Annotated in this window: 28 protein-coding genes; 8 read left to right on the forward strand and 20 right to left on the reverse strand. The window is 62.0% G+C overall.

Features of this window, described 5'->3' with window-relative positions:
* Window positions 1–8: 8 nt before the first annotated feature.
* The 4 genes from BLU76_RS11575 to BLU76_RS11590 are packed head-to-tail and all read right to left on the reverse strand — an operon-like array spanning window position 9 to window position 4,156.
* Complete coding sequence (locus tag BLU76_RS11575; protein WP_092144734.1) at window positions 9–2,111, reverse strand: chemotaxis protein CheA; 2,103 nt, start codon at window positions 2,109–2,111, stop codon at window positions 9–11.
* Window positions 2,112–2,150: 39 nt separating this feature from the next.
* On the reverse strand, window positions 2,151–2,435 hold the full coding sequence (locus tag BLU76_RS11580) for an STAS domain-containing protein (RefSeq protein WP_063320602.1): 285 nt from the start codon (window positions 2,433–2,435) through the stop codon (window positions 2,151–2,153).
* 15 nt (window positions 2,436–2,450) lie between these two features.
* The gene (locus BLU76_RS11585) at window positions 2,451–2,819 is read right to left on the reverse strand and encodes a response regulator (protein WP_003203044.1); all 369 of its coding nucleotides are present in this window, start codon (window positions 2,817–2,819) and stop codon (window positions 2,451–2,453) included.
* Window positions 2,820–2,830: 11 nt separating this feature from the next.
* Window positions 2,831–4,156: a methyl-accepting chemotaxis protein gene (locus BLU76_RS11590; protein WP_371915038.1), complete on the reverse strand. Its 1,326-nt coding sequence runs from the start codon at window positions 4,154–4,156 to the stop codon at window positions 2,831–2,833.
* Window positions 4,157–4,488: 332 nt separating this feature from the next.
* Between BLU76_RS11590 and BLU76_RS11595 the strand changes: the two genes are divergently transcribed.
* Both BLU76_RS11595 and BLU76_RS11600 read left to right on the forward strand, forming a co-directional pair.
* Window positions 4,489–5,835 carry an MATE family efflux transporter gene (locus tag BLU76_RS11595; RefSeq protein WP_092222774.1) on the forward strand — a complete coding sequence of 449 codons (1,347 nt, stop codon included), beginning with the start codon at window positions 4,489–4,491 and terminating at the stop codon, window positions 5,833–5,835.
* Window positions 5,836–5,891: 56 nt separating this feature from the next.
* Window positions 5,892–6,560 carry an HAD family hydrolase gene (locus tag BLU76_RS11600; protein ID WP_092144736.1) on the forward strand — a complete coding sequence of 223 codons (669 nt, stop codon included), beginning with the start codon at window positions 5,892–5,894 and terminating at the stop codon, window positions 6,558–6,560.
* 129 nt (window positions 6,561–6,689) lie between these two features.
* Here BLU76_RS11600 and ppnN read toward each other — a convergent pair whose 3' ends face one another.
* Window positions 6,690–8,063, reverse strand: coding sequence for a nucleotide 5'-monophosphate nucleosidase PpnN (gene ppnN, locus BLU76_RS11605; protein ID WP_063320605.1), 1,374 nt, complete (start codon window positions 8,061–8,063; stop codon window positions 6,690–6,692).
* 217 nt (window positions 8,064–8,280) lie between these two features.
* Here ppnN and BLU76_RS11610 point away from each other — a divergent pair, with 217 nt between their 5' ends.
* A complete protein-coding gene (locus BLU76_RS11610; RefSeq protein WP_063320606.1) occupies window positions 8,281–8,814 on the forward strand; it encodes a DUF3087 family protein in 534 nt (177 codons plus the stop codon).
* 4 nt (window positions 8,815–8,818) lie between these two features.
* On the opposite strand, the gene BLU76_RS11615 is transcribed toward BLU76_RS11610, so the two are convergent.
* From BLU76_RS11615 to BLU76_RS11650, 8 genes are all read right to left on the reverse strand, one after another.
* Window positions 8,819–9,289, reverse strand: coding sequence for an arsenate reductase ArsC (locus BLU76_RS11615; protein WP_063320607.1), 471 nt, complete (start codon window positions 9,287–9,289; stop codon window positions 8,819–8,821).
* 141 nt (window positions 9,290–9,430) lie between these two features.
* Complete coding sequence (locus BLU76_RS11620; RefSeq protein ID WP_003203031.1) at window positions 9,431–9,610, reverse strand: con-10 family general stress protein; 180 nt, start codon at window positions 9,608–9,610, stop codon at window positions 9,431–9,433.
* A 125-nt stretch (window positions 9,611–9,735) separates the two neighbouring features.
* Window positions 9,736–10,299, reverse strand: coding sequence for an ATP-dependent Clp protease proteolytic subunit (locus tag BLU76_RS11625; protein WP_014337800.1), 564 nt, complete (start codon window positions 10,297–10,299; stop codon window positions 9,736–9,738).
* A 117-nt stretch (window positions 10,300–10,416) separates the two neighbouring features.
* Window positions 10,417–11,472: a DNA topoisomerase IB gene (locus BLU76_RS11630; RefSeq protein WP_092222776.1), complete on the reverse strand. Its 1,056-nt coding sequence runs from the start codon at window positions 11,470–11,472 to the stop codon at window positions 10,417–10,419.
* Between the two features lie 186 nt (window positions 11,473–11,658).
* Entirely contained in the window at window positions 11,659–12,738 is a 1,080-nt protein-coding gene (modC, locus tag BLU76_RS11635; RefSeq protein WP_092222778.1) for a molybdenum ABC transporter ATP-binding protein, read from the reverse strand.
* Window positions 12,739–12,741: 3 nt separating this feature from the next.
* Window positions 12,742–13,422 carry a molybdate ABC transporter permease subunit gene (gene modB / locus BLU76_RS11640; protein ID WP_063320611.1) on the reverse strand — a complete coding sequence of 227 codons (681 nt, stop codon included), beginning with the start codon at window positions 13,420–13,422 and terminating at the stop codon, window positions 12,742–12,744.
* Between the two features lies 1 nt (window position 13,423).
* Window positions 13,424–14,176 carry a molybdate ABC transporter substrate-binding protein gene (gene modA / locus BLU76_RS11645; RefSeq protein ID WP_092222780.1) on the reverse strand — a complete coding sequence of 251 codons (753 nt, stop codon included), beginning with the start codon at window positions 14,174–14,176 and terminating at the stop codon, window positions 13,424–13,426.
* Between the two features lie 128 nt (window positions 14,177–14,304).
* A complete protein-coding gene (locus tag BLU76_RS11650; protein ID WP_063320613.1) occupies window positions 14,305–15,378 on the reverse strand; it encodes an NAD(P)H-dependent flavin oxidoreductase in 1,074 nt (357 codons plus the stop codon).
* A 149-nt stretch (window positions 15,379–15,527) separates the two neighbouring features.
* On the opposite strand from BLU76_RS11650, the gene BLU76_RS11655 reads away from it, so the two are divergent.
* Complete coding sequence (locus tag BLU76_RS11655; protein ID WP_092222782.1) at window positions 15,528–16,016, forward strand: GyrI-like domain-containing protein; 489 nt, start codon at window positions 15,528–15,530, stop codon at window positions 16,014–16,016.
* Here the strand turns inward: BLU76_RS11655 and ada are convergent.
* The 5 genes from ada to BLU76_RS11680 all read right to left on the reverse strand — a co-directional run bounded on the left by ada (window position 15,980) and on the right by BLU76_RS11680 (window position 19,342).
* Complete coding sequence (gene ada, locus BLU76_RS11660) at window positions 15,980–17,053, reverse strand: bifunctional DNA-binding transcriptional regulator/O6-methylguanine-DNA methyltransferase Ada (protein WP_092144670.1); 1,074 nt, start codon at window positions 17,051–17,053, stop codon at window positions 15,980–15,982. The genes BLU76_RS11655 and ada overlap by 37 nt on opposite strands.
* An 88-nt stretch (window positions 17,054–17,141) precedes the next feature.
* Window positions 17,142–17,822 (reverse strand): DNA oxidative demethylase AlkB, encoded by a 681-nt coding sequence (gene alkB, locus BLU76_RS11665; RefSeq protein ID WP_371856945.1) that lies wholly within the window; start codon window positions 17,820–17,822, stop codon window positions 17,142–17,144.
* Complete coding sequence (locus BLU76_RS11670; protein WP_092144671.1) at window positions 17,809–18,537, reverse strand: 2OG-Fe(II) oxygenase; 729 nt, start codon at window positions 18,535–18,537, stop codon at window positions 17,809–17,811. The genes alkB and BLU76_RS11670 overlap by 14 nt, the downstream gene beginning before the upstream one ends.
* 301 nt (window positions 18,538–18,838) lie before the next feature.
* Window positions 18,839–19,009 (reverse strand): hypothetical protein, encoded by a 171-nt coding sequence (locus tag BLU76_RS31505; protein WP_092144672.1) that lies wholly within the window; start codon window positions 19,007–19,009, stop codon window positions 18,839–18,841.
* Between the two features lie 30 nt (window positions 19,010–19,039).
* Window positions 19,040–19,342, reverse strand: a complete 303-nt coding sequence (locus BLU76_RS11680) for a DUF1883 domain-containing protein (RefSeq protein WP_003182962.1) — start codon at window positions 19,340–19,342, stop codon at window positions 19,040–19,042.
* Between the two features lie 203 nt (window positions 19,343–19,545).
* On the opposite strand from BLU76_RS11680, the gene BLU76_RS11685 reads away from it, so the two are divergent.
* Both BLU76_RS11685 and BLU76_RS11690 read left to right on the forward strand, forming a co-directional pair.
* Window positions 19,546–19,896, forward strand: a complete 351-nt coding sequence (locus BLU76_RS11685) for a hypothetical protein (protein WP_003203007.1) — start codon at window positions 19,546–19,548, stop codon at window positions 19,894–19,896.
* A 109-nt stretch (window positions 19,897–20,005) separates the two neighbouring features.
* Window positions 20,006–20,236: a hypothetical protein gene (locus tag BLU76_RS11690; RefSeq protein WP_072348699.1), complete on the forward strand. Its 231-nt coding sequence runs from the start codon at window positions 20,006–20,008 to the stop codon at window positions 20,234–20,236.
* On the opposite strand, the gene BLU76_RS11695 is transcribed toward BLU76_RS11690, so the two are convergent.
* Complete coding sequence (locus BLU76_RS11695; RefSeq protein ID WP_063320618.1) at window positions 20,237–20,518, reverse strand: hypothetical protein; 282 nt, start codon at window positions 20,516–20,518, stop codon at window positions 20,237–20,239. It lies immediately after the preceding gene.
* Window positions 20,519–20,644: 126 nt separating this feature from the next.
* A complete protein-coding gene (locus BLU76_RS11700) occupies window positions 20,645–20,860 on the reverse strand; it encodes a hypothetical protein (protein WP_063320619.1) in 216 nt (71 codons plus the stop codon).
* 234 nt (window positions 20,861–21,094) lie between these two features.
* Here BLU76_RS11700 and galU point away from each other — a divergent pair, with 234 nt between their 5' ends.
* Window positions 21,095–21,934 carry a UTP--glucose-1-phosphate uridylyltransferase GalU gene (gene galU / locus BLU76_RS11705; protein ID WP_003182953.1) on the forward strand — a complete coding sequence of 280 codons (840 nt, stop codon included), beginning with the start codon at window positions 21,095–21,097 and terminating at the stop codon, window positions 21,932–21,934.
* A 381-nt stretch (window positions 21,935–22,315) separates the two neighbouring features.
* Entirely contained in the window at window positions 22,316–23,674 is a 1,359-nt protein-coding gene (gene gorA, locus BLU76_RS11710; protein ID WP_092144673.1) for a glutathione-disulfide reductase, read from the forward strand.
* The last annotated feature ends 103 nt before the right edge of the window (window positions 23,675–23,777 follow it).

Below are 23,777 nucleotides of genomic sequence, written 5' to 3' on the forward strand. Positions count from 1 at the left end.
CTTAAGCGTCAGCGAGCGTTGGCTTGTTGTAATTGAGTCGGGGTGTAGCGGTTTTCCACTTGGGCGATCTGGGTGAGCAACGCCGGTACGTCGAGAATCAACGCCACCGCGCCACTGCCCAGGATGGTCGAGCCACTGATACCGCGAAGGGCACCAAACAGCTTGCCCAGCGGCTTGATCACGGTCTGGAATTCACCCAGCAAGTCATCCACCACCAACCCGGCCTTGAGTTCGGCGTAGCGCACCACCACCACGTTCTGCCGGCGAGCGGGCGGGCCTTCGTGGCTGAAGTGATCGCGCAGGTAGACCAGGGGCAGCACCTCGCCGCGCAGGTCGAGATAGCCTTGTTCGCGGCTGGCGACCCCATCGTTCTCGCTCAGCTCGATGCATTCCTGGACCATGTCCAGCGGAATGACATAGGTTGACTGACCGATGCCCACCAGAAATCCATTGATGATCGCCAGGGTCAGCGGCAGGCGGATACGCACCACGGTACCCTTGCCGGGCTGGCTGTCGAGGTCGACGGTGCCGCGCAGCAGGGTGATGTTGCGCTTGACCACGTCCATGCCCACGCCACGCCCCGAAAGGTTGGTCACGGCCTGGGCGGTGGAAAAACCGGGCTCGAAGATCAGGTTGTAGATCTCCTGGTCGGTCGGGCTCGCGCCGGGGGCGACCAGGCCGCGCTCCTGGGCTTTTTCCAGGATCCGGTCGCGGTTCAGGCCGGCGCCATCGTCGGCGATTTCCAGCACGATGCTGCCCGAGTCGTGATAGGCGTTGAGGTGCAGGTGCCCCTTGGCCGGTTTGCCCGCCGCCAGCCGGGCCTCGGCGGTTTCAATGCCGTGGTCCATGGCGTTGCGCAGCAGGTGCATGAGCGGGTCGCCGATTTTTTCCACCACGGTCTTGTCCAGTTCGGTCTCCGCGCCGCTGATGATCAGGTCGATGTCCTTGCCCAGTTCCTGGCTGACATCGCGCACCACCCGACGGAACCGGTTGAAGGTTTCGCCGATGGGGATCATGCGCAGGCGCAGGGCGCCATCGAGGATTTCTTCCACCAGTCCGGAGACTGACGAGGTGGCCTCCTGCAACGGATCGTTCTGGCAGGTGCGGGCCAACAGGCTGGCACCGGCGCTGGCGATGACCAGTTCGCCCACCAGGTTGATCAGTTCATCGAGCTTGTCGGCATTGACCCGCACATAGGTGCCGTCCTTGGCCTTGCTGTCGCTGCTCACCGCTTGTTTGTCGGTGGCGATCTGGGCGGGCATGCGTGGCGTCTTGCGCTGGTCGGACAACAACTCGCCGGTGGCGACCAATGCGGTGGTTTCCTCGGCCGGTTCCGGCGACGTCGTGACCAGGCCGGTGTTGGCCTGGGGCGCGATGTCGTCGTCCTGGGCAACGATCTCGATCTCGCAGTCTTCCCGGACGAAATCGAACACTTCATTGATCGCGCCGTGGCTGGCGGTCGAGCGAAACTCGATGTCGAAGCCCAGGTAGCAGGACTCGGCGTCCCAGGCATCGGCGGCGGGCAGGGCGTCGGTCAAGGCGGTGATGTCGACGATTTCACCCAGGGTTTGCAGGTAGCGCAGGAACGACAGAGGGTCCATGCCGTTGCGGAACACGTCCTGGCCGAAACGCAGGGAGATGTGCCAGAGGCGCGTTTCGCCGGGTTCACGGGTTTCGGTGTCCTGGGCAGGCGTTGGGGCCGTGGCCGGCGAGGGCGCCTGGTACTCCTGCAGGATCTGGCACAGTTCCACTTCCCGTTGCAGGGCCGGTGGCGGTAGCGCTCCGCCCTGGTTGGCGGCCACGTTGATCAGCTCCAGCATGTGATCGCTGGACTTGAGCAGTACCGCGATCAGGCCGGCGTCCACTTCGACGCTGCCGTTGCGCAGGCGATCGAGCACGTCTTCGACGATGTGGGTGAAGCTGACGATCGGTTCCAGGCCGAACAGCCCGGCCGAGCCCTTGATCGTGTGCGCCGCCCGGAAGATCGCGCCGATGGCGTCATCGTCGCCGGGGTCGGTTTCCAGTTGCAGCAGCGATTCTTCCATCGCTTGCAACTGTTCCCGTGCCTCGACGATGAACGTCTGTTGTGCCTGATCGAGATTGATGCTCACGCTCATATCCTTTGTCGTGTCCGACGTATTGCAGCAGCCCTAGGCAACCAGGTTGCACAGGGCAAGTGTTTCCATGACGGCCTTGCTCTGGCCGGTCAATGTCAGTTGGGTGCCGGCCTTGGCGGCCTCGCGTTGTACCATCAGCAGCAGTTGCAGGCCGGCGCCGTCCATTTCGGTAATCTGCGACAGATCAAGGGCCATCCGCGGTGTTGCGCCCAACTGCGGTAACCATTGCGCGGCCAGGTCGGCGGCGGTGTAGATCGTCAGCTCGCCGTCGATGTGCACCTGGGCGGTGTCATCCTGTGTTTCGTAGTGCAACGACATGGGCGCCTCCGCTCATCAAGGAAGAATCAGCTTGGATACCGCCGCCAGCATCTGCGCCGGCTGGAACGGCTTGACCACCCAGGCCTTGGCTCCGGCGGCCTGGCCTTCCTGTTTCTTCGATTCCTGGGATTCGGTGGTGAGCATGATGATCGGCGTGAACTTGTAGCTGGCCAGCTTCTTGACCTCCTTGACGAAGGTGATGCCGTCCATGTTGGGCATGTTCACGTCACTGATGATCAGGTGCACTTTCTGGCCATTGAGTTTGCCCAGGGCATCCTTGCCATCGCTGGCTTCGATCACGTCATAGCCGGCACTTTTCAACGCGATGCCGACCACCTGCCGAACGCTCGCGGAGTCGTCGACAACCAATACACTTTTAGCCATGAACGGCGCTCCTAAAAGAAGGTGATTTCCTGTGAAGTCTGTTGCGCGGCTGAGTCGCCGTGGTGATTGCGGCGTTGCTCGTCGGTGGCGTAAGTGGTTTCCATGCGCGCCAGCCATTGGCGAGCGTCGATGGAAACGGCCTGTTCGGGCGACTGGCTGGCCTGCTGCATGTGCACATGCAGGTCCTCGATGTTGTCGCGCACGTGGCTGAGGATCTGGCTGACCCGATCCTGGAATTGCAGGCTGACCAGCACCTCGGTGAGTTCATCGCGGATGCCGAAGCTCTCCCGCTGCAGCATGTCGGCCGAGTCGGCCAAGCTGCCGGTGACACTCTTGAAGCGCTCCAGCACCTGCTGGATGCTTTGCTCGGAGGCACTGACCGAATGGCTGTCCTGGTCCGCGCCGCTGGACGCGGCATGCACCAGTTGGGTGATGGCGGTGTTGATGATGTCGACCTTGGCCGACATCTGCTGGCCGGTCTCGCTGGACTTGCTCGAGAGGCTGCGCACGGCGTCGGCCACCACCGCAAACCCACGCCCGGCCTCGCCGGCACGGGCGGCTTCGATGGCGGCGTTGAGGGCCAGCAGGTTGGTCTGCGCGGCAATCGCCGCGACATCGGCGGCCATGGTCCGCAGTTCCCCGGTATAGGCCGTCAGGTTGCGTACCTGGGCCAGGGTTTCATCGCGGCTGGCCTGGGTGGCCTTCAGCGAATCGATGACCTTGACCAGTTCACTTTCGCTCTGGGCCAGCACCTGCACGGCACCGCCACTGCTGCTGCCGGCCAACTCACCGGCGGCCAGTTGCGAAGCTTGCACGGTCTCTTCCAGGCGCGAAGAAATGCCGGTGAAGCGGCTGGTCAGCGAGACGATTGCGGTTTCGGTCTGCTGCCGGGAGCTTTCGACCTGCTTGGCCCAGATCGGCATGGCGCCGAGAATGACTTCGTTGAGTTGCTCGCTGGCTTTATGGGCCAGATGCTCGCTGGCTTGCAGGTCGTGGCGGGCCATGGCGGCGGCGATGGCGCTGTCGAACTGCTGACGTTGCGAACGCGCACCCCATACGCCAGCACCGACACCAACGGCCAGGAGGGCAGCAGCCAGGATGATGTTTTGTACATTTGGACCATTGAGCAGTAAGACGCCAACGGCAGCAACGAAAGCGACGAGCACTGTGTTCCAGAGGATGCGAGGTGGTTGGGCGAAGGAATGACCGTGCGGGTACGACGTCATGGTTCGGTCCTTGAACAGAGTTTCTAACAGGTTATTTGCGAATAACTGGTTATCTGCGACCTCTACTCGGACTTTAAGACCGGCTGTCCGATACCGGTATTGCATAGGCATTGGCCTACACAGTACGTGGCACTGTGCTATTTCAGGTTAGACGCTGTCTGGGAAATGTCGAATGCACCCGACGAAGGTATGAGCCACCTGGCAAGGGAGATGGCGCATGGGCTTTTGTGGCGAGGGAGCTTGCTCCCGCTGGAGCGCGAAGCGGTCCCAAACTTGGCGGGTGCGGTTGGCCTGATAGATTGCGTGTTTAGGTTTTTGGACTGCTGCGCAGCCCGGCGGGAGCAAGCTCCCTCGCCACGAAAAACGGACATCTTCCGAAACAGAATCCATGGATTGCGCTAAATTACCCCGCATTGGATTTCGAACCTGCCATCAGAGCCCCCATGCCCACCCAGCCCCTCTGGAAAACCTATCTCCTGTTCTTGGCCCCTATGGTCTTGTCCAATTTCCTGCAGTCCATGTCTGGCACGTTCAACAGCATCTACATCGGCCAGATGCTCGGTACCCAGGCCTTGGCGGCGGTGTCGGGCATGTTTCCCATCGTGTTTTTCTTTATCGCATTGGTGATTGGCCTCGGCGCGGGGGCGGGGGTGTTGATCGGGCAGGCCTACGGCGCCGGCGAAACCGGGACGGTGAAGGCGATTGCCGGTTCGACCTTGTTGCTGGGGGCGATCATCGGCCTGGCGGCGGCGGTGCTTGGCAGTGTCTTTGCGCGTCAGGCGTTGCAGGGGTTCGGCACGCCGGCCGATGTGCTGGAGGATGCCGTTTCCTATGCCCGGGTCATGCTGTGGATCCTGCCGATGTTGCTGGTATTTGTGCTGTTTACCCAGTTGCTGCGCGGGGTGAGCGATACGGTGTCACCGATGTTGGCGCTGCTGACCTCCACCAGTGTCGGGCTGCTGCTCACGCCAGCGTTGATTCGTGGCTGGTTGGGGTTGCCGCAGATGGGCATCCAGAGCGCGGCGCTGGCGGGGTTGGTGGGGACGGCCTCGGCCATGGCCATGCTGGCGTGGCGCCTGAACCGTCGCGAGCATGCCCTGGCGCCGGACCGGGCGTTGTTCGCGGCGATGCGCCTGGACATGGAGATCCTTGGCAAAGTGCTGCGCATAGGCTTGCCCACAGGGTTGCAGATGGTGGTGATCTCGTTGTCCGAGTTGGTCATCCTGACGCTGGTCAATAGCCATGGCTCCCAGGCCACGGCGGCCTACGGCGCGGTGACGCAGATCGTCAACTACGTGCAGTTTCCGGCGCTGTCGATCGCCATCACCGCTTCGATCCTCGGCGCCCAGGCCATCGGTGCCGGACGCCTGGAGCGCCTGGGGCCGATCCTGCGCACGGGGTTGTTGATCAACCTCTGGCTTACGGGCGGGTTGGTGGTCCTGGGGTATCTGTTGTCCCACTGGCTGCTGGGGCTGTTCATCACCGACCCGGCGGCACGGGTCCAGGCCGAACACCTGCTGCACATCATGCTCTGGAGCCTGCTGGTGTTCGGCTTCCAGGCGATCGTCGGCGGCATCATGCGCGCCAGCGGCACGGTGCTGGTGCCAGTCGCTATCTCGATCTTCTGCATCGTCGCCGTGCAGGTGCCGACGGCGTATCTGCTGGACGCTCACTTCGGCCTGCAAGGGGTGTGGATGGCGTTCCCGGTGGCCTACTTGAGCATGCTGCTGTTGCAGACGCTGTACTACAAGCAGGTGTGGCAGCATCAGCCGATCGAGCGGTTGGTGTAACCAACCCACCATTAAACCCTGTGGCCATCACCCGCCACGCCGCCACCGAGGATCCGATGCCTGCCAGTCCCCCCACCCACATTGCCTACCGCGCCTTCCTGTTCGACATGGACGGCACACTGCTCAATTCCATTGCCGCCGCCGAGCGGATCTGGACGCGCTGGGCCCTGCGCCACGGCGTGGACGTGGCGACATTCCTGCCGACGATCCATGGCGTGCGCGCCATCGATACCATTACCCGCCAGCACCTGCCGGGGGTGGATGCCCAGGCCGAGGCCGAGCAGATTACCCGCGAGGAAATCGAAGACGTCGAAGGCGTGGTGCAGGTGCCCGGTGCGCAGGCCTTTGTGAACAGCCTGCCGCCAGAGCGCTGGGCGATCGTCACTTCGGCACCGATGGCACTGGCCTTGCGGCGTATGGAAGCGGCCGGGATCCCACGCCCCGCAGTGATGGTCACTGCCGAGGACGTGAGCGACGGCAAGCCCAACCCCGCCTGCTACCGCTTGGCTGCCGAACGCTTGCAGGTGGCACCGCAGGAATGCCTGGTGTTTGAAGACGCCGAGGCGGGCATTCGGGCAGGCGAGGCGGCGGGGGCGGATGTGCTGGTGGTGACGGCGACGCATACGCATCCGGTGGTCACCCTTCATCCGCAGATCAAGGATTACCTTGGGCTAGGCATTGAGGTGGATGAGGCCGGCCTGATGCGGTTGCCTTCGATTCTATGACCGCCGCAGAACGCCTGTGGAAGCGAGCTTGCTCGCGATAGCGGTGGTTCAGCTTGCATCAGTGCTGAATGTACCGGCGCCATCGCGAGCAGGCTCGCTCCCACATTGGATCTGTGGTCTTCGGGTAGGTCAGGTCACCACGCGATAGCACGGCACATACGCCGCGCCGCCTGGCAGTTTCATGCGGTGCTGGGCGACGAAGGCCTGGAGCAGGCGGTCGAGGGGTTCCATGATGGCGGCGTCGCCGTGGATCTCGTAAGGGCCGTGTTCTTCGATCAGGCGGATGCCCTTGTCCTTGACGTTACCGGCCACGATGCCCGAGAACGCCCGGCGCAGGTTGGCCGCCAGTTCGTGGGCGGGCAGGTCGCGGCTCAGGCCCAGGCTGGCCATGTTGGCGTGGGTCGGGTCGAACGGGCGCTGGAAGCCTTCGTCGATCTTCAGCAGCCAGTTGAAGTGGAAGGCGTCGTTGCGCTCGCGGCGGAACTGCTTGACCTCCTTGAGCCCCTGGGTCATCTGCCGCGCCACTTCGGCCGGGTCGTCGATGATGATCTGATAGTGCTTCTGCGCGGCCTCACCCAGGGTTGCACCGACAAATGCATGCAACTGATCGAGGTACGGCGCGGCGCTTTTCGGTCCGGTGAGCACCACCGGGAATGGCAGGTCCTGGTTGGCCGGGTGCATCAGGATACCCAGCAGGTAGAGGAACTCTTCCGCCGTACCAGCGCCACCCGGGAAGATGATGATGCCGTGACCGACACGTACGAAAGCCTCGAGGCGTTTCTCGATGTCCGGCAGGATCACCAGCTCATTGACGATCGGGTTCGGCGCCTCGGCGGCGATGATGCCTGGTTCCGTCAGGCCCAGGTAGCGGCCGCCATGGATACGCTGCTTGGCATGGGCAATGGTGGCGCCTTTCATCGGGCCTTTCATCACGCCAGGGCCGCAGCCGGTGCAGATATCCAGGCTGCGCAGGCCCAGCTCGTGGCCGACCTTCTTGGTGTATTTGTATTCTTCGGTGTTGATCGAGTGACCGCCCCAGCACACGACGATTTTCGGCTCCACGCCAGGACGCAAGGTGCGGGCGTTGCGCAGCAGGTGGAAGACGTAGTCGCTGATGCCCTGGGACGAGCTGAGGTCGATGCGCTGGCTGTCCAGCTCGTTCTCGGTGTAGACGATGTCGCGCAGGGCGCTGAACAGCATTTCCCGGGTGCTGGCGATCATTTCGCCGTCGACGAACGCGTCGGCCGGTGCGTTCAGCAGCTCCAGGCGCACGCCCCGGTCCTGCTGGTGAATACGGATCTCGAAGTCCTTGTAGGCTTCCAGGATGGTCTTGGCGTTATCAACATGGGCGCCGGTGTTGAGGATGGCCAGGGCGCACTGGCGGAAGAGGGTATAGATACTGCCGGAACCGGCTTCGCTCAGTTGCTGGACTTCGCGCTGGGACAAGGTCTCCAGGCTGCCTTTGGGGCTTACCGAGGCGTTGATTACATGTCTTTGATTCATTCAGCTTTCCTTGAAAACGATGCCATGCACACAACGACGGCATCTTGAAAAAAACGTCCACGCAGAAAGATCGCACGATCCTTGCGCTATCGCCATGGACTTCGATCCGGACCCGGCGAGTCGGTTGCGATACAAAATGAGCTCCAGCATAGCTAAATCGACCGGGCAGGCGATAATGCGTGACTCTTTTGATGCCGTACAAGGAAATTGCACCGCGATGTTCGAGATCAAACCGTGGGATAGCGACACCTATCGCAAGCAGACTCGCCGCAGCACCCTGATCATCGCGGTGGTGTTCCTGGCCCTGGCGATGTTGCTGTCCAGCCTGGCCGTGCTGCTGCTGGGCACGCCCGGAGGCGATAACTTTCGTTTCAATCTCGGCGGGGTGCTTGTCGCGGTGCTGGCAATGGCCGCGCTGATGCGCCTGTATTTCTGGTCGCAGCCATGGATGGCCGCCGCCGTGTACGGCTGGCAGCTCAAGCGCAGCCTGATGAAAATCACCAACGTGATGCACCAGGTGACCGCTGGCGTGCAAGCCCAGGATCCCACCGCTATGAAGCTGCTGCGTTTCTATCACCTGGGGCTGGCCCAGATGCATCAGCTGGACGCCAACTCCAGCGCCCAGGGCTCCCTGGCGCGAGAGGCCGACGCGCACCTGGCGAAGATGCAGGCGCTGGGCCTGGGCACCGAACAGTCGCGCCTGGAGGCGAGTTGGATCGAGACGGTGAAGCAGGCCTATCGCGCAGGTTGAGCGGTCAGAGGGTGCCGATGCGGTCGAGCTCGGCTTTCAAGGCCTGGGCATCGAGCTGGTCGAAGGGCAGGGCAAAAAAGGCCCGGCAGCGGGTTTCGATACGATCCAGGGTGGCATGGAAGGCCTGGCCGATCTGATCATCGCTGCCTCTGACGGTCGATGGATCGACCAGGCCCCAGTGGGCCTTGATGGCCGGACCGAAGTACACCGGGCAAGCATCGCGAGCGGCGCTGTCGCACACGGTGATGACGATGTCCGGCGGACTGCCCTCGAACGCGTCGTTACCCTTGCTGCGCAAGCCTTTTACGCTGATACCGGCTTCTTGCAAGGTGCTCAGGCTGCGCGGGAGCACGTGGCCCTTGGGGAAACTGCCGGCGCTGACGGCCTGGAATCCGGCCGGGGCCAGATGGTTGAACATCGCTTCGCTGAGAATGCTGCGGCAACTGTTGGCTGTGCACATGAAGAGGACTTTCATCGATCGGCTCCGATAAGCGCAAGGTTGGGCTGCGCCGGAGTATATGCGGACAATCGAATATATGGAATTTCGTATTTGTAGCGAGAGCGAGAGCGGATAGCGCCGGGGCGCAATACGTCTGCGCCCCAACGATTTGCGTGGTTACGATTTTCTGCCGCCGCCTTGGCTGCGTTCGCTACCTTTGTTACCGGCTCCAGTGCCTTTTTGCCGGTCGTTAGCAACGTTGCCGCCCGACGCTTGTCCGCCTTTCTTGCCGGCTTCCGATGCTTTTTCACGATCATTGGCGAAGTTGCCTGGGTTTTTGTTTCCGCTACTGGCCATTTCGAGAATCCTCATTTTGGTTGAGCGAGCAACGTGCCTCGCATTAGTTGGGAAAGAAAATGGCCGGGGGAAGTTTAAAAAAAACCGCTTGCTGGCGACGAATGGTCTGCCACCAGCCTTCACTTCTAATCCTCGCCACCGCTGACTTTCCAATGCTTGGCATCTGCCGGGAACACCACTTGCTCGACCCGATGGGCAATGCCGAAAGCCAGGGAGTTCTCCGCTGGAATCACCCGTTCCTCGGCACACAGGCATTTGAAAATATCCAGCTGCGTCGCCGCGCCAGCGGTTTCCTTGACGTAGATTTCCACGTAGCGCGCCACGTCGTTGTCCAGGCTGGACAGGTACTCGCGCAAGCGTGAGTGGTCCACCGACTTCTGGCCGAAGTACCAGTTCATCGGATGAATCAGGAAACGCGAGTGCGGGGTAGTGGTGCGGTCGCTGGCGGCCAGGTACATGACGATGCCCATCGACTCGATGTTGCCGGCGTTCACCGCACGTACCGGTACCGGCAGGGACTTGATGAAGGTGTAGAGGGTGAAGCCGAAGTTGGTGCTGCCACCGACTGTGGAGAGATTGAGCATCAGCGAGTCGGCGCCTTTCTCAATGGCCTCCAGGCAGTTATCGCGAAAGCGTTCCGTGGTTCCCTGATCGATCTGGCAATGAAAATGGACAATGTGTTCGGACATCTGAAACTCCTGTCGACTTCACCCTTTGCAAGTGCCTGCGGATCGGCTGTACCGTACAGTTGGGAGTCCAGCGGTCTGCGGATGTTCCTCATCCGTGGCTGGCTGCCGGTGAGCGCATCAAGCCGGTTGCTGCTGTTCGCATTTCTGGGCAGCTTGCGTCATGCGCTGCAGGAATAACGCCAGCCCGGCTTCTTCTTCGCTGAGGCCTTTACGTGCCCGGGGTTTGGGTAACTGGGTCAGGGCACCGAGCAGGAAACTCTCCACCACCGCAGGATGAATGTAGCACTTGCGACAGACGGTCGGCGTGTTGCCCAGTTGTCGGGCGACTTGCCTGACCATCTCGGCGACATGCCTTTTGGCCTCGCTTTCGGTTTCCCAGCGCAGCGTCCGCAACCCGGCCAGAGCGGCTGCGCTGCCGGCCCAGGTGCGGTAGTCCTTGGCGGTGAAGTCAGCGCCAGTGAGGGTCTTGAGGTAGGCGTTGATGTCCGAAGAACTGATGGCGTGGCGTTCGCCGTGTTCGTCCAGGTACTGGAACAGGTTCTGCCCGGGGATCTCCTGGCAGCGCTTGATGATCCGCGCCAGGCGCCGGTCCTTCACGGTGATCTGGTGCTCGATGCCGCTCTTGCCACGGAACTGGAAGGCGATGGCGCTGCCGTTGACCTCGACATGCTTGTTGCGCAGGGTCGTCAGGCCATAGGAGCGATTGTCCCGGGCATATTGGCTGTTGCCGACGCGGATCAGGGTCGTGTCCAGCAGGGTGATGACCGTGGCCATGACTTTGTCGCGGCTGAACCCGGGCGTGGCGAGGATTTCCTCCAGGCGTTTGCGCAAGCGCGGCAGGGCCCGTCCGAATTCCAGCATCCGCGAATACTTGTCCGCATCACGGACCTCACGCCAGCGCGCATGGTAACGGTACTGCTTGCGTCCACGGGCATCGCGCCCGGTGGCCTGGAGATGGCCGCGCGGGTCGGTGCAGATCCAGACATCGGTATAGGCCGGTGGCACCGCCAGGGCATTGATGCGCTGGATTTCGGTTGCGTCGGTGATGCGCTGGCCTTGCGGGTCGAAATAACAGAACTTGCCACGCAATTTCTTGCGGGTGATGCCGGGGGCCGTGTCGTCGACGTAATGCAGGTCGGCCGGCAATGCATCCGGCGGCAGGGTGTCGGGCATGAAGAAAGTCCTTGGCAGCGAATCCGGTGGCCTGTCATCGATTGACCGCAGCCCGTTGCGGTCGTGCCAAGATTCTGCGGTTACCCGCAACCCCTGTGGGAGCGAGCTTGCTCGCGATAGCGGTGAATCAGCTTGCATCAAGGTTGGATGCGTCGTCATCGCGAGCAAGCTCGCACACAAGGTGGACTACGCCAACACCGCCACCGCCTTGATCTGCGCCCACAGCAACTGCCCCGGATGCAGCTTGAGCTGATCGCGCGAATAGCGGGTGATGCGCGCCAGCAGCGGGGTGCCGGCGGCTTCCAGGCGGACCAGCACATGGGCGGTGTTGTCGGCGGCCTGTTCGCTGACCACGGTGACCGGCAGGCGATTGAGGATGCTGGTCTGGGCATCGTTCGCCAGGCTGAGGCTGACGTCCCGGGCCTGGACCTTGAAACGCAGCGGCTGGCCGAGGGCCAGGGACGTGTGGGCCACGCGTACGTTCAGTTGGCTATCGGGCAGATTCAGGGTCAGCAGTTGATAAGCCGGGTCATAACCGCTGACCTTGCCCTCGATCACCACGCCAGCGTCATCCCCCAGGGCCAATGGCAGGTCGAGCCGGGCCAGGGTTTCGCCGATCGGCCCACTGGCCAGCGCGCGGCCGCCGTCGAGCAATACGATGTGATCGGCCAGGCGCGCCACTTCGTCCTGGGAATGGCTGACATACAGCACTGGAATGTCCAGCTCATCGTGGAGCCGTTGCAGGTACGGCAGGATTTCGTTTTTGCGCCGGGTATCGAGGGCCGCCAGCGGCTCATCCATCAGCAGCAGTTGCGGGCTGGTGAGCAAGGCGCGGGCGATGCCCACCCGCTGGCGCTCGCCGCCGGACAGGTTGTGCGGCTGCCGATCGAGCAAGTGGCCGATGCCCAGCAGTTCGGTCGCCTGTTGCATGTCCACCCGCCGTTGTGCCGGCGCGATGCGCTTGAGGCCGAACGCCAGGTTGGCCTGCACCGACAGATGGGCGAACAGGCTCGCCTCCTGGAACACATACCCCACCGGCCGTTTATGGGGCGGCATGAACACCGCGTGCTCACTGTCTTGCCAGACTTGGCCGTTGACCTCGATAAAACCCCGGGCCGGTCGCTCCAACCCGGCAATGCAGCGCAGGCAGGTGGTTTTACCGGAACCGGAAGGCCCATACAGTGCGGTCACGCCACGGCCGGGCAGTTGCACATCCAGGTCCAGGGAAAAAGCCCCGTGGTCGAGCTGAAAACGCGCCTGAATCATCGATCAGCTCCAACCGGCACGGGTTCGGCGGCTGGAATACAGCGCCAGCAGCACCAGGAATGAAAACACCAGCATCGCCGCGGCCAGCCAGTGGGCCTGGGCGTATTCCAAGGCTTCGACATGGTCGTAGATCTGCACCGACACCACCCGGGTTTTCTCCGGAATGTTGCCGCCGATCATCAGCACCACGCCGAATTCGCCGACGGTGTGGGCAAAGCCGAGAATCGCCGCGGTGATGAAGCCGGGGCGGGCCAGGGGCAGGATGACGCTGAAAAACGTATCCCAAGGCCCGGCCCGCAGGGTAGCGGCGACTTCCAAGGGGCGACTGCCGATGGCGGCAAAGGCGTTCTGCAACGGCTGCACCACAAACGGCATGGAGTAGATCACCGAGCCGATCACCAGCCCGGTGAAGCTGAAGGTGAGGGTGCCCAGCCCGAGGGCCTGGGTGAATTGGCCGATCCAGCCGTGCGGCCCCAACGCCAGCAACAGGTAGAAGCCGATCACCGTGGGTGGCAACACCAATGGCAATGCCACCACCGCGCCCACCGGCCCGCGCAGCCACGAGCGGGTGCGCGACAGCCATAAAGCGATGGGCGTGCCGATGAGCAGCAGGATCACCGTGGTCAAGGACGCCAGTTTGAGGGTCAGCCAGATGGCGGCATAGTCGGCGCTGGTCAGGGGCATTTTAGCGATGGTAACCGTAGGCTTGGACGATGGCGGCGGCTTTCGGGCCCTTGAGGTAATCCACCAAAGCCGCGGCAGCGGGGTTGTCCCGGCCCTTGCTGAGAATCACCGCGTCCTGTTTGATCGGGTCGTGCAGTTCGGCCGGGACGATCCACGCCGAGCCGCCCGTCACTCTGCCGTCCTTGTACACCTGGGACAAGGCGACGAAACCGAGTTCGGCGTTACCGGTGGAGACGAACTGATAGGCCTGGGTGATGTTCTGGCCTTCGACGAGCTTGCCTTTCACCTGCGCGGTCAAGCCGAGCTTGTCCAGCACCTGGGTCGCGGCGAGGCCGTAGGGTGCTGCTTTTGGGTTGGCAATGGACAGGTGCTGGAAGTCGTTGTGCTTGAGGACCTGCCCCGTGCCATCGACATAACCCTCTTTGGCTGACCACAGCGCCAGGGTGCCGACGGCGTAGGTGAAGCGCGAGCCCTTGAGGGTGTCGCCCTCGCTCTCGAGTCTGGCCGGGGTGGTGTCGTCGGCGGCGAGGAAAACTTCGAATGGCGCGCCGTTCTTGATCTGCGTGTAGAACTGCCCGGTGGCGCCGTAAGCCGCCACCAATTTATGCCCGGTGTCTTTTTCGAAGTCGGCGGCGATGGCCTGGATCGGTGCGGTGAAATTGGCGGCGACCGCCACCTGCACCTCTGCGGCCTGGACGGCGCCAATAGTCAGGAACGGGATCAACAGCAACGGCGCGAAGCGGGTGAGGCGCATAGGTGAGGCTCCGAGGGCAGGTTCGCTATATACCGGAATATATAGCGAATGGCCGACAAACGGAACGTGGCATTTTGCCTGGGGAGCGAGGGAGCAAGCGATGGCGGCCTGACAGGCGATGACGGCTGTCAGGACCGCCCACGATTGTTGAATCGGGCCAATGCCTCTTCAGCCAACCGCCGGGTCAACTCGGCGCTCGACAGTTCGCGGCCCAGGGGAAACGCCTGGCCGGCCCACAGGTTGCTGAAGTCCGCTTCATCCTTGGCGCGCAGCGGCATCAACGCGCCGCCCGCCAGGGGAAAGGCCGGTGCGAGCGGGCTCATCGGGCCCACTTCGCGCATCACCCGGTTGACGATGCCTCGGGCCGGGCGCCCAGTGAACAGGTTGGTAACAGCGGTCTGGCTTTCCTTGGCCGTGCGCAACGCGCGGTGATGGGAAGCGCTGATCTTCGCCTCGGGGGTGAACAGATAGGCGCTGCCCAGTTGCACCGCCGAGGCGCCCAGGGCGAACGCCGCGACGATCCCCCGTGCATCGCCAATGCCGCCGGTGGCGATCACCGGCACCTTCACCGCATCCACCACCTGCGGCAGCAAGGCAAACAGCCCGACTTGGGTGTTGAGGTCGTCGCTGAGGAACATCCCGCGATGACCACCGGCTTCGTAACCCATGGCAATGATCGCATCGCAACCATGCTGTTCCAGCCAGATGGCCTCCTCGACGGTAGTGGCCGAGGAAAGGATTTTCGCGCCAGTGGCCTTCACCCGATCCAGCAAGGATTTTTCCGGCAGGCCGAAATGAAAACTGACCACTTTGGGACGCATCTCTTCCAACACCTGGCAGGCGGCATCATCGAAGGGGGTGCGGTTGGACACCGGGGTCGGCGCGTCGAAGTCGACGCCCAGTTCCTGGTAGTACGGCTTGAGCCGTTGCTTCCAGGCCGCGGCCCGCTGTTCGTCGAAGGCCGGGGGCTGGTGACAGAAAAAATTCACGTTGAACGGCTTGTCGGTTTGCTCGCCGATGGTCGTCAGCGCCTGGCGCAGTTGTTCGACATCGAGCATCGCCGCCGGCATCGAACCCAGCCCGCCGGCATTGCACGTCGCGACCACCATGGCCGGCCCGGTCACCCCGGCCAGCGGCCCCTGAATGATGGGCAGCTCGATACCGAGCAGGTCAAGAATGCGAGTGTCTGGCCACTGGCTCATGGGCGGGGTCTCCGACGGCAGAAGGAAACAGCGGTTTTAGCAGGTGTGGACCGGCGAGGGCCAGTCGAGTTTTTCAATCGAGCGCTGCAACTTGATCCCGACGGTGGGAGGGTTACCATGCGGGCTTCATACATCAAGGAGCCCGATCCATGGACGTGAAACTCAAGACCGTCGAACCCTTCACCGTGGCCGGCCTGCAGGTGCGCACCCGCAACACCGACGAGCAGCAGCCCGGCACCGCCCGAATCGGCCCGATGTGGCAGCAGTTCTTCAACGAAGGGCTGTTCGACACGATTCCGGCCCGGCAGTCGGAGTCGTTCGTCTACGGGGTGTATTCCAACTACGAGTCCGACGCCACCGGCCACTTCGATGTGACGGCCGGGGTGCAGGTGGATGCGACCAGCGCAGGCTATCCCGCCGTGGACATCGAGGGCGGCGACTACCTGGTGTTTTCGGCCAAGGGGTCGATGCCCGATTGCGTGATCCAGACCTGGGGCCTGATCTGGGCGTACTTCGCGGATAACCCGCAGACATTGCGCCGTTTCACTACCGATTTCGAGGTCTACAGCGGCCCCGACTCGGTGGCGATCTACATCGGCATTCAATCCCCGGATGAGCGCTCCAGCGCCAGCAACTGACGCTTGCGTTCCACACCCCAGCGATAGCCCGACAGGTTGCCGTCGCTGCGTACCACCCGATGGCAAGGGATCGCCACCGCCAGGCTGTTGGCGCCGCAGGCCTGGGCCACGGCGCGCACGGCCTTGGGCATGCCGATGCGCTGGGCGATCTCGGCATAGCTGGCGGTGCTGCCTGCGGGAATGTCCCGCAAGGCTTGCCAGACCCGCTCCTGGAAGGCGGTGCCGCGCAGGTCCAAGGGCAGGTCCAAGCCTAGGGCCGGTGCTTCGATGAAGCCAACCACCTGGGCGATCAACTGCTCGAACTCGCGGTCGGCGCCGATCAGGTTGGCCCGGCGGAACTTGTCTTGCAGGTCGCGCACCAACGCGTCCGGGTCGTCCCCCAGCAGGATCGCGCACACGCCACGCGCGCTTTGCGCCACCAGGATTGCCCCGAGGGAGCATTGGCCGACGGCGAAACGAATGTCGGTGTTCTGCCCGGCGGCGCGGTAGTCGGCGGGTTTCATGCCCAACACTTTGTCGGCTGCTTCATAGAAGCGGCTGTTGGAATTGAAACCGGCGTCGTACAGCGCCTCGGTGATTGTGCCGCCATCGGCCAGGCGTTCGCGCACCTTGCGTGAGCGGTGGGCGGCGGCATAACCCTTGGGGGTCAGGCCGGTGACAGCCTTGAAGACCCGATGAAAATGGAAGGGGCTCAAGCCTGCGCTTTCTGCCAGCTGATTCAGGCCAGGCAGTTGCTCGGCCGCCTCGATTTGCCGGCAAGCGGCGGCAACCCGTGCCGCTTGTTGGGCGGCGATCTGGGTCTGGTCCCGGGCTACGCGCTTGCTGGGCCGATAACCGGCGGCCTGGGCCTGTTCCGGCGTGTCGAAGAACTCGACGTTGCGCGGGTTGGGCAGGCGCGACAGGCTGCTGGGGTGGCAATAGATGCCAGTGGTTTTTACGCCATAGACGAAGGTGCCGTCGGCGCGTGGATCCCGGGCGAGCACGGCGGCCCAGCGCGGATCCAGTTCAGGGGCGAGATGATTCGAAGTGCTGTTCATGGTCGTTATGTCCATTGGCCCGTTTTGGCTACAGTAGCGAGCCTGGGGAGCGGCGACACTCCGGGTCTTGCGGTTGAATTCTGCACCTTCATCCGGCGGTGCGAAACGTCAGGTTGATGCGCTGGGCGCCCAGGCGCGGATGCTCTCCCGCCTTGAGCGGCAGCACGCCGTGGTAACGCAACCGGTCCGTGCCACCCCAAACCACGATGTCACCATGGAACAGTGGCACACGCAGGCTTTTGTCGCTGCGCTCGAACCCGCCGAACTGAAACATTGCCGGCAGGCCCAGGGACATCGAGACGATAGGGGCGCTGAGTTGGCGTTCGTTTTTATCTTGATGCAACGACATCCGTGCGCCGGGCACGTAGCGGTTGATCAGGCAGGAGTCCGGCTCGAAATGCTCGAACCGTGCCTGCCGGGCGGCGGCCTGGGCCAGTTCACGAAACACCGCCGGCATGGCGGGCCAGGGGTGGCCGGTCTGAGGATCAACGGCGCTATAGCGATAGCCGCTGCGGTCGGTGGTCCAGCCCAGCGTGCCACAACTGCTCAAGGCCACCGACATGGTAAAGCCGCCAGGTGTGACCATCTGCCGGAACGGCGCGGCCTGCAACACGGTTTCCAGGGCCGGCAGCAAACGGTCGAGCCAGGGCAGGGCAAAGCCACGCAACACGAACGATTGCGGGCCAATCTGTTCGACCTGGCCGGGCGTTGTCGGCGTCTCGTCGGCGAACAGGTCGAGGGTGATCGGGTTGTCGTCATTGCGCATCATGAAAAATGATTCCCAAGGTGTGCCGCCTACCGTCGTGCACGCGGCTGACGCCATGGCGCATGTTCACTCGATAATAACCGCGAACGCCTTTGACGGGCCGCTGATGCACCGCGAACACCACTGCGTCACCCTGTTTCAGATCGATGACCTGCGGCCGCGACTGCATGCGCGGACGTTGTTCGGTCAGCACGAACTCGCCCCCGGTAAAGTCCTGGCCCGGTGCCGACAGCAGGATCGCGACCTGCAGCGGGAACACCTGCTCGCCGTACAGATCCTGGTGCAGGCAGTTGTAGTCCTGGGGGCCGTATTGCAGCAACAATGGCGTCGGGCGTTGCTGCCCGGCGGCATGGCAGCGCTGGATGAAATCGGCATGCCGGTCGGGATAGCGCACCTCTAGGCCCATGCACGCGTTCCAGCGGTTGGCCAGCGGTACCAGCAGCGGATACAACGACTGACGCAGTTGCTGGACGAGGTCAGGCAGCGGGTAACGAAAATACTGATACTCGCCGCGCCCGAATCCATGGCGGGCCATGATCACCCGCGAACGAAAAAGCCCGCTCTCTGCGTACAGACCACTGAGCATTCGACATTGCGTGGCGGGCAGCAGGTTGTGGATGAGCGCGCTGCCGTCCTGCTCGAGACCGTGTTCCAGGGCCGACCAATCCAGTTGATTTATTCGTTGGGTCAGTGAGGGCAGATGCGGGGGAGTGGGCATGATGACAATCCTTGGTGCAAAGGATTGGTCAGTCTGGAGGGTGTTTCGTTGGTCAGCACTCCGGTTCTTGCGATGCATCAATGTCCTGAGTCACTCCCGTCAGCAGGCACGACAGATCCCCTGTGGCGAGGGAGCTTGCTCCCGCTCGACTGCGCAGCAGTCGTAAAACCTGCCAGCGCGGTCTGCCTGCAAGAATGCACCAGGCAATTGGGGCGGCTTCGCCGCCCAGCGGGAGCAAGCTCCCTCGCCACAAAAGCATCGTGCCCGCCCTGGTGCCACAAACATTTATCAGGGTGAGTCTTTACAGCGCCTTGCTGACACTGACGTCGCTGATCACATCGTCGGTTTCGCCATGCAGCTTTTGCAACGCGGCTCGGGCTTCTTCCTCGGTGCCGGTTTCCAGTTGCGCGAATTCGAAGCGGCGTTCGTCGTTGAGCTTGTACTTGATGACGTATTTGGTCGTCTGGGCCACGGTTTTGCCTGTCTTGAAAGTGGGCGAGGCTCAGCTCAGCTTCGAGCTGGAACGCCGGATGATTTTGATCTTGTGGGTCAGGGTCGGCTTGCGCGTGACGCTGATTGCACGGCGGTTGACGGTGTCGATGGTGATGTTCCAGAAACCGGTGCTAGGGGCAGTGATCCGGGCCGGGAAAGTGTCGAACGCGCCGCCGTGATACGTGTGCCGACCGCCGTTCTTGAAACTACGGAAGTTGGCGTCGTTCATCAAACGGATGTTGCACATTTGGGAGCATTCGATGACGACAATGTCGTCTTCGTTCAGGTGCTCGCGCTGGTGGATGAATTTCATGGGCGCCTCCAGAAGGGCTTTTTCTACAAAATCAAAACGATAGCAAGGGGCAATGATGCGCAGTTTATCAGCCCCGAGTGTTAATATCCGGCCCGCGCTCCAGGCTTTGTTCATTTATTGCAGGTTGCGGGAAAAATAAAGCTGTGTGGCACCGGAGAAAAACGGGGCCTGCACTGTCGGAGGATCTTTATCGGAGGAATCATATGAAGCGCAGCGTGTGGGTGTTGGCATTGGCCATGAGTGGATGTGCATCGGTATCGGACATCAACCAGACGCCCCCCACCATGAGCGTCATCTCCGGAAAGAAACCTCACGAATATGCCAAGTGTGTTTCCGACAAACTGGCCAAAAGCCGTGGTCCGCTGCAAGTGGAGCCACACAAGAATGGTGTTCGACTGATCGTCCCGGGCAAACTGTCGACCCTGCCGGCGGCGGTGTTTGATATTGACGAGCGCTCCAGCGGCAGCAGCATCAAGCTGCACGAAAGCATGTCCAATGTACCGGTGCGTCCGGGCGACGTGCAGGATGCGGCCAACGCCTGCATTTCCGGCTGATCACATTCCGCGCCTGACGAGCGGACCGGGCATCGGATAAACTACTGCCCTCGACAAAAGATGCCGCCACGGTTCACGTTGGCGGCATTGTCATTTATGGAGCCAGTCGATGAAACGCGAGCAGGTGCGCGAGCGCCATGCAGAAGGTCTTATCTGTGCCACCCACGTGATCCAGAACCCGGCGAGCCCGGGCGAATGGATCGTGTTCTTCAAGAAAAGCGCCGGGCGCAGTTTTTTCCTGGTGGATGACCAGGACGAAGTGGAGTCCTTCAGCCGTCTTGATGAACTGATCGAAACCTTGCGCGGGCTGGGCATCAAGTTTGCCGAGATCCACATTTGATTACTTGCAGACCACCACGACACTGCGGCTGGTGAAGTTACCGACGTCGACGCCCAGGGTCTTCTCGCTTTCCTTGGCCTGGGGTGTGCCGTCGGTGCCGACGATGCGGTAGCCGGTGCCGGCACAGGACGCGTCAGCCTTTTCGTAGCACGTCGCCCAGGAGTTGGCCTCGCCCGAGCAGTCGATGGCCAAGCCTTGCTCGCCGTTATCGAGATAGGTTTTTTCGGCCGAGGCACAGCCCGCCAGGGCCAGGACTGTAAACAGTGCCAGAAGTGTCTTCATGGGATCGTCATCGAGAAGGGAAGGGCAACGGCGAGATTATAGCGAATGGCCATTGCGGTACAGCTAAAGTACAGCTGAACCAGCCTCGTTCAATGCCCGGGTGGCATCTACTAGAGGCTCGTCTGGTTATTTCTTGCGGCGGGGGCTGCGTGCGGGAGCGGTGTCGCGTTCTTTCGCCGCCGGGGCAGCGCGCTCATCCTGGAATACCGCGGCCACTTCCACCGCCATGGCCTTGCTGGGCAAGGGACCGGCGACCTGCTCGCCGTGGTAGTTGATAATCCACCACTGGCCGTCCTTGCCCTGGCTGACCGAATAGCCGTTTGCGTTTCTTGTTACCGACATCTAGCTGCCTCATTGGCGTGATCAAGGGCGCCATGATACGTCAAATGCTCGCAAACAGCGCCTACTGGCGTACAGTGGGTCCGCTGCAGCCATCGAAACGAAAGGCGATTGAACTATCCGCCGTTTTTTATTTCTCTATGATGGCACCGGTTGGCCAGTGCGGGCATTGTAAGGTGCCCGTCGCCTGATTAGACTGCGCCGAAACTCGTACACACCGCCTTTTCAAGGACTTATATGATCAAGAAATGCTTGTTCCCAGCAGCCGGTTACGGTACTCGCTTCCTGCCAGCGACTAAAGCCATGCCCAAAGAAATGCTGCCGGTGGTGAACAAGCCACTGATCCAGTACGGCGTCGAAGAAGCCCTCGATGCGGGCCTGACGGAAATTTCCATCGTCACCGGCCGCGGCAAACGCGCCCTGGAAGACCATTTCGACATCAGCTACGAGCTGGAGAATCAGATCAAGGGCACCGACAAGGAAAAATACCTGGTCGGTATCCGCAAACTGCTGGATGAGTGCTCGTTCTCCTACACCCGCCAGACTGAAATGAAAGGCCTGGGTCACGCGATCCTGACCGGCCGCCCACTGATCGGTGACGAACCGTTTGCCGTGGTCCTGGCGGACGACCTGTGCGTCAACCTCGAAGGCGACGGCGTACTGACGCAGATGGTCAAGCTGTACAAGCAGTTCCGCTGTTCCATCGTGGCGATCCAGGAAGTCGATCCGCAGGAAACCAACAAGTACGGCGTGATTGCTGGCGAAATGATCCGTGACGACATCTACCGCGTTCACAGCATGGTTGAAAAACCAAAACCTGAAGACGCACCGTCGAACCTGGCGATCATCGGTCGCTACATCCTGACCCCGGACATCTTCGACCTGATCGAACAGACCGAGCCAGGCAAGGGCGGCGAAATCCAGATCACCGACGCCCTGATGAAACAGGCCCAGAACGGCTGTGTCATGGCCTACAAGTTCAAAGGCAAGCGTTTCGACTGCGGTGGCGCCGAAGGCTACATCGACGCGACCAACTTCTGCTTCGAGAACTTCTACAAGACCGGCAAGGCTTACTGATAGCCTGCGCCGCGCCTTGAAAAACGCCCCGACTGGTTCGGGGCGTTTTTTTTTGGAAAATCACCAGGCAGTTCAAGCCCGATAGGCACACAGAACCCTGTGGCGAGGGGATTTATCCCCGTTGGGCTGCGCAGCAGCCCCAACATCCGGATGCGATCAGCCTGATACACCGCCGTTGCAGGCTTTAGGACTGCTGCGCAGCCCAACGGGGATAAATCCCCTCGCCACAAGTGGGTGAGGCAGGCCTTGGTTCGTCGCTCAGCCACAAGAAGGTGGTCGCGAAGTCCGGCTGGCTTTTTCACTTTCCGCCCCCATAACCATCGCAACGCTGCCTCAGGCGAAAACAGCAGGTATGCTGATGACCTGCCGAAGGAGATAGAAATGGCCTACGATTTTGACTTGTATGTGATTGGCGCCGGTTCCGGCGGTGTGCGGGCTGCACGGTTTGCCGCCGGTTTCGGCGCCAAGGTGGCTGTGGCGGAGAGCCGCTACCTGGGCGGGACCTGCGTGAACGTGGGCTGCGTGCCGAAAAAACTGCTGGTCTACGGCGCGCACTACGCCGAGGACTTCGAGCAGGCGTCGGCCTATGGCTGGACGGCGGGCGAGGCAAGTTTCGACTGGGCCACGCTGATCGCCAACAAGGACCGGGAAATCAATCGCCTCAACGGGATTTATCGCAACCTGCTGGTCAACAGCGGCGTCGTACTGCACGAAGGCCACGCCAGGATCACCGGGCCCCATGAGGTCGAGATCAACGGCCAGCGCTACACCGCCAAACACATCCTGGTCGCCACGGGTGGGTGGCCGGTGATCCCGGACATTCCGGGGCGCGAGCATGCCATCAGCTCCAACGAAGCGTTCTTTCTCAAGGAACTGCCCAAGCGCGTCATCGTCGTGGGCGGCGGCTACATCGCGGTGGAGTTCGCCGGGGTTTTCCACGGCATGGGCGCGCAGACATCGTTGCTATATCGCGGCGGACTGTTCCTGCGCGGCTTTGACGGTGCGGTGCGCAAGCACCTGGCAGAAGAACTGACCCGCCGTGGCCTGGATCTGCAATTCGACGCTGACATCAAATGCATCGAAAAACTGGACGATGGCAGCCTGAGGGTCGAGCTCAAGAATGGCCAAACGCTGCTCACCGATTGCGTGTTCTACGCCACCGGCCGGCGGCCGATGCTCGATAATCTTGGCTTGGAGAACACCGCTGTCACGGTGGACGAGAAAGGGTTTGTCCAGGTCAACGAAAAATACGAGACCACCGAGCCATCGATCCTGGCCATTGGCGATGTGATCGGTCGTGTCCAGCTCACGCCCGTGGCCCTGGCCGAGGGCATGGCGGTTGCGCGACGTCTGTTCAAGCCCGAGCAATATCGCCTGGTGGATTACCGGATGATCCCCACCGCCGTGTTCAGCCTGCCGAATATCGGCACGGTTGGCCTGACGGAAGAGCAGGCCCGGGAAGAAGGCCATGAGGTGCAGATTTTCGAAAGCCGCTTCCGGCCGATGAAACTGAGCTTGACCGAATGCCAGGAGCGCACGCTGATGAAACTGGTGGTGGATGCCCGGACTGACAAGGTGCTGGGTTGCCACATGGTCGGGCCGGATGCCGGGGAAATCGTCCAGGGCCTGGCCATTGCGCTCAAGGCTGGCGCCACCAAGCGTGACTTCGACGAAACCATCGGCGTGCATCCGACAGCTGCCGAAGAATTCGTGACGATGCGTACGCCCGTCGCCTCCTGATCACCGGACGAACATATGGCCGGCTCGCCATATTAAGTTTTCTTCTATCTATTTAGCTGCTGATAGCCAAAACCAATCATTCACATCAGGTTTGCCAATGAGC

It is taken from the genome of Pseudomonas sp. NFACC08-1, from assembly GCF_900106735.1.
Lineage (GTDB): Bacteria > Pseudomonadota > Gammaproteobacteria > Pseudomonadales > Pseudomonadaceae > Aquipseudomonas > Aquipseudomonas fluorescens_Q.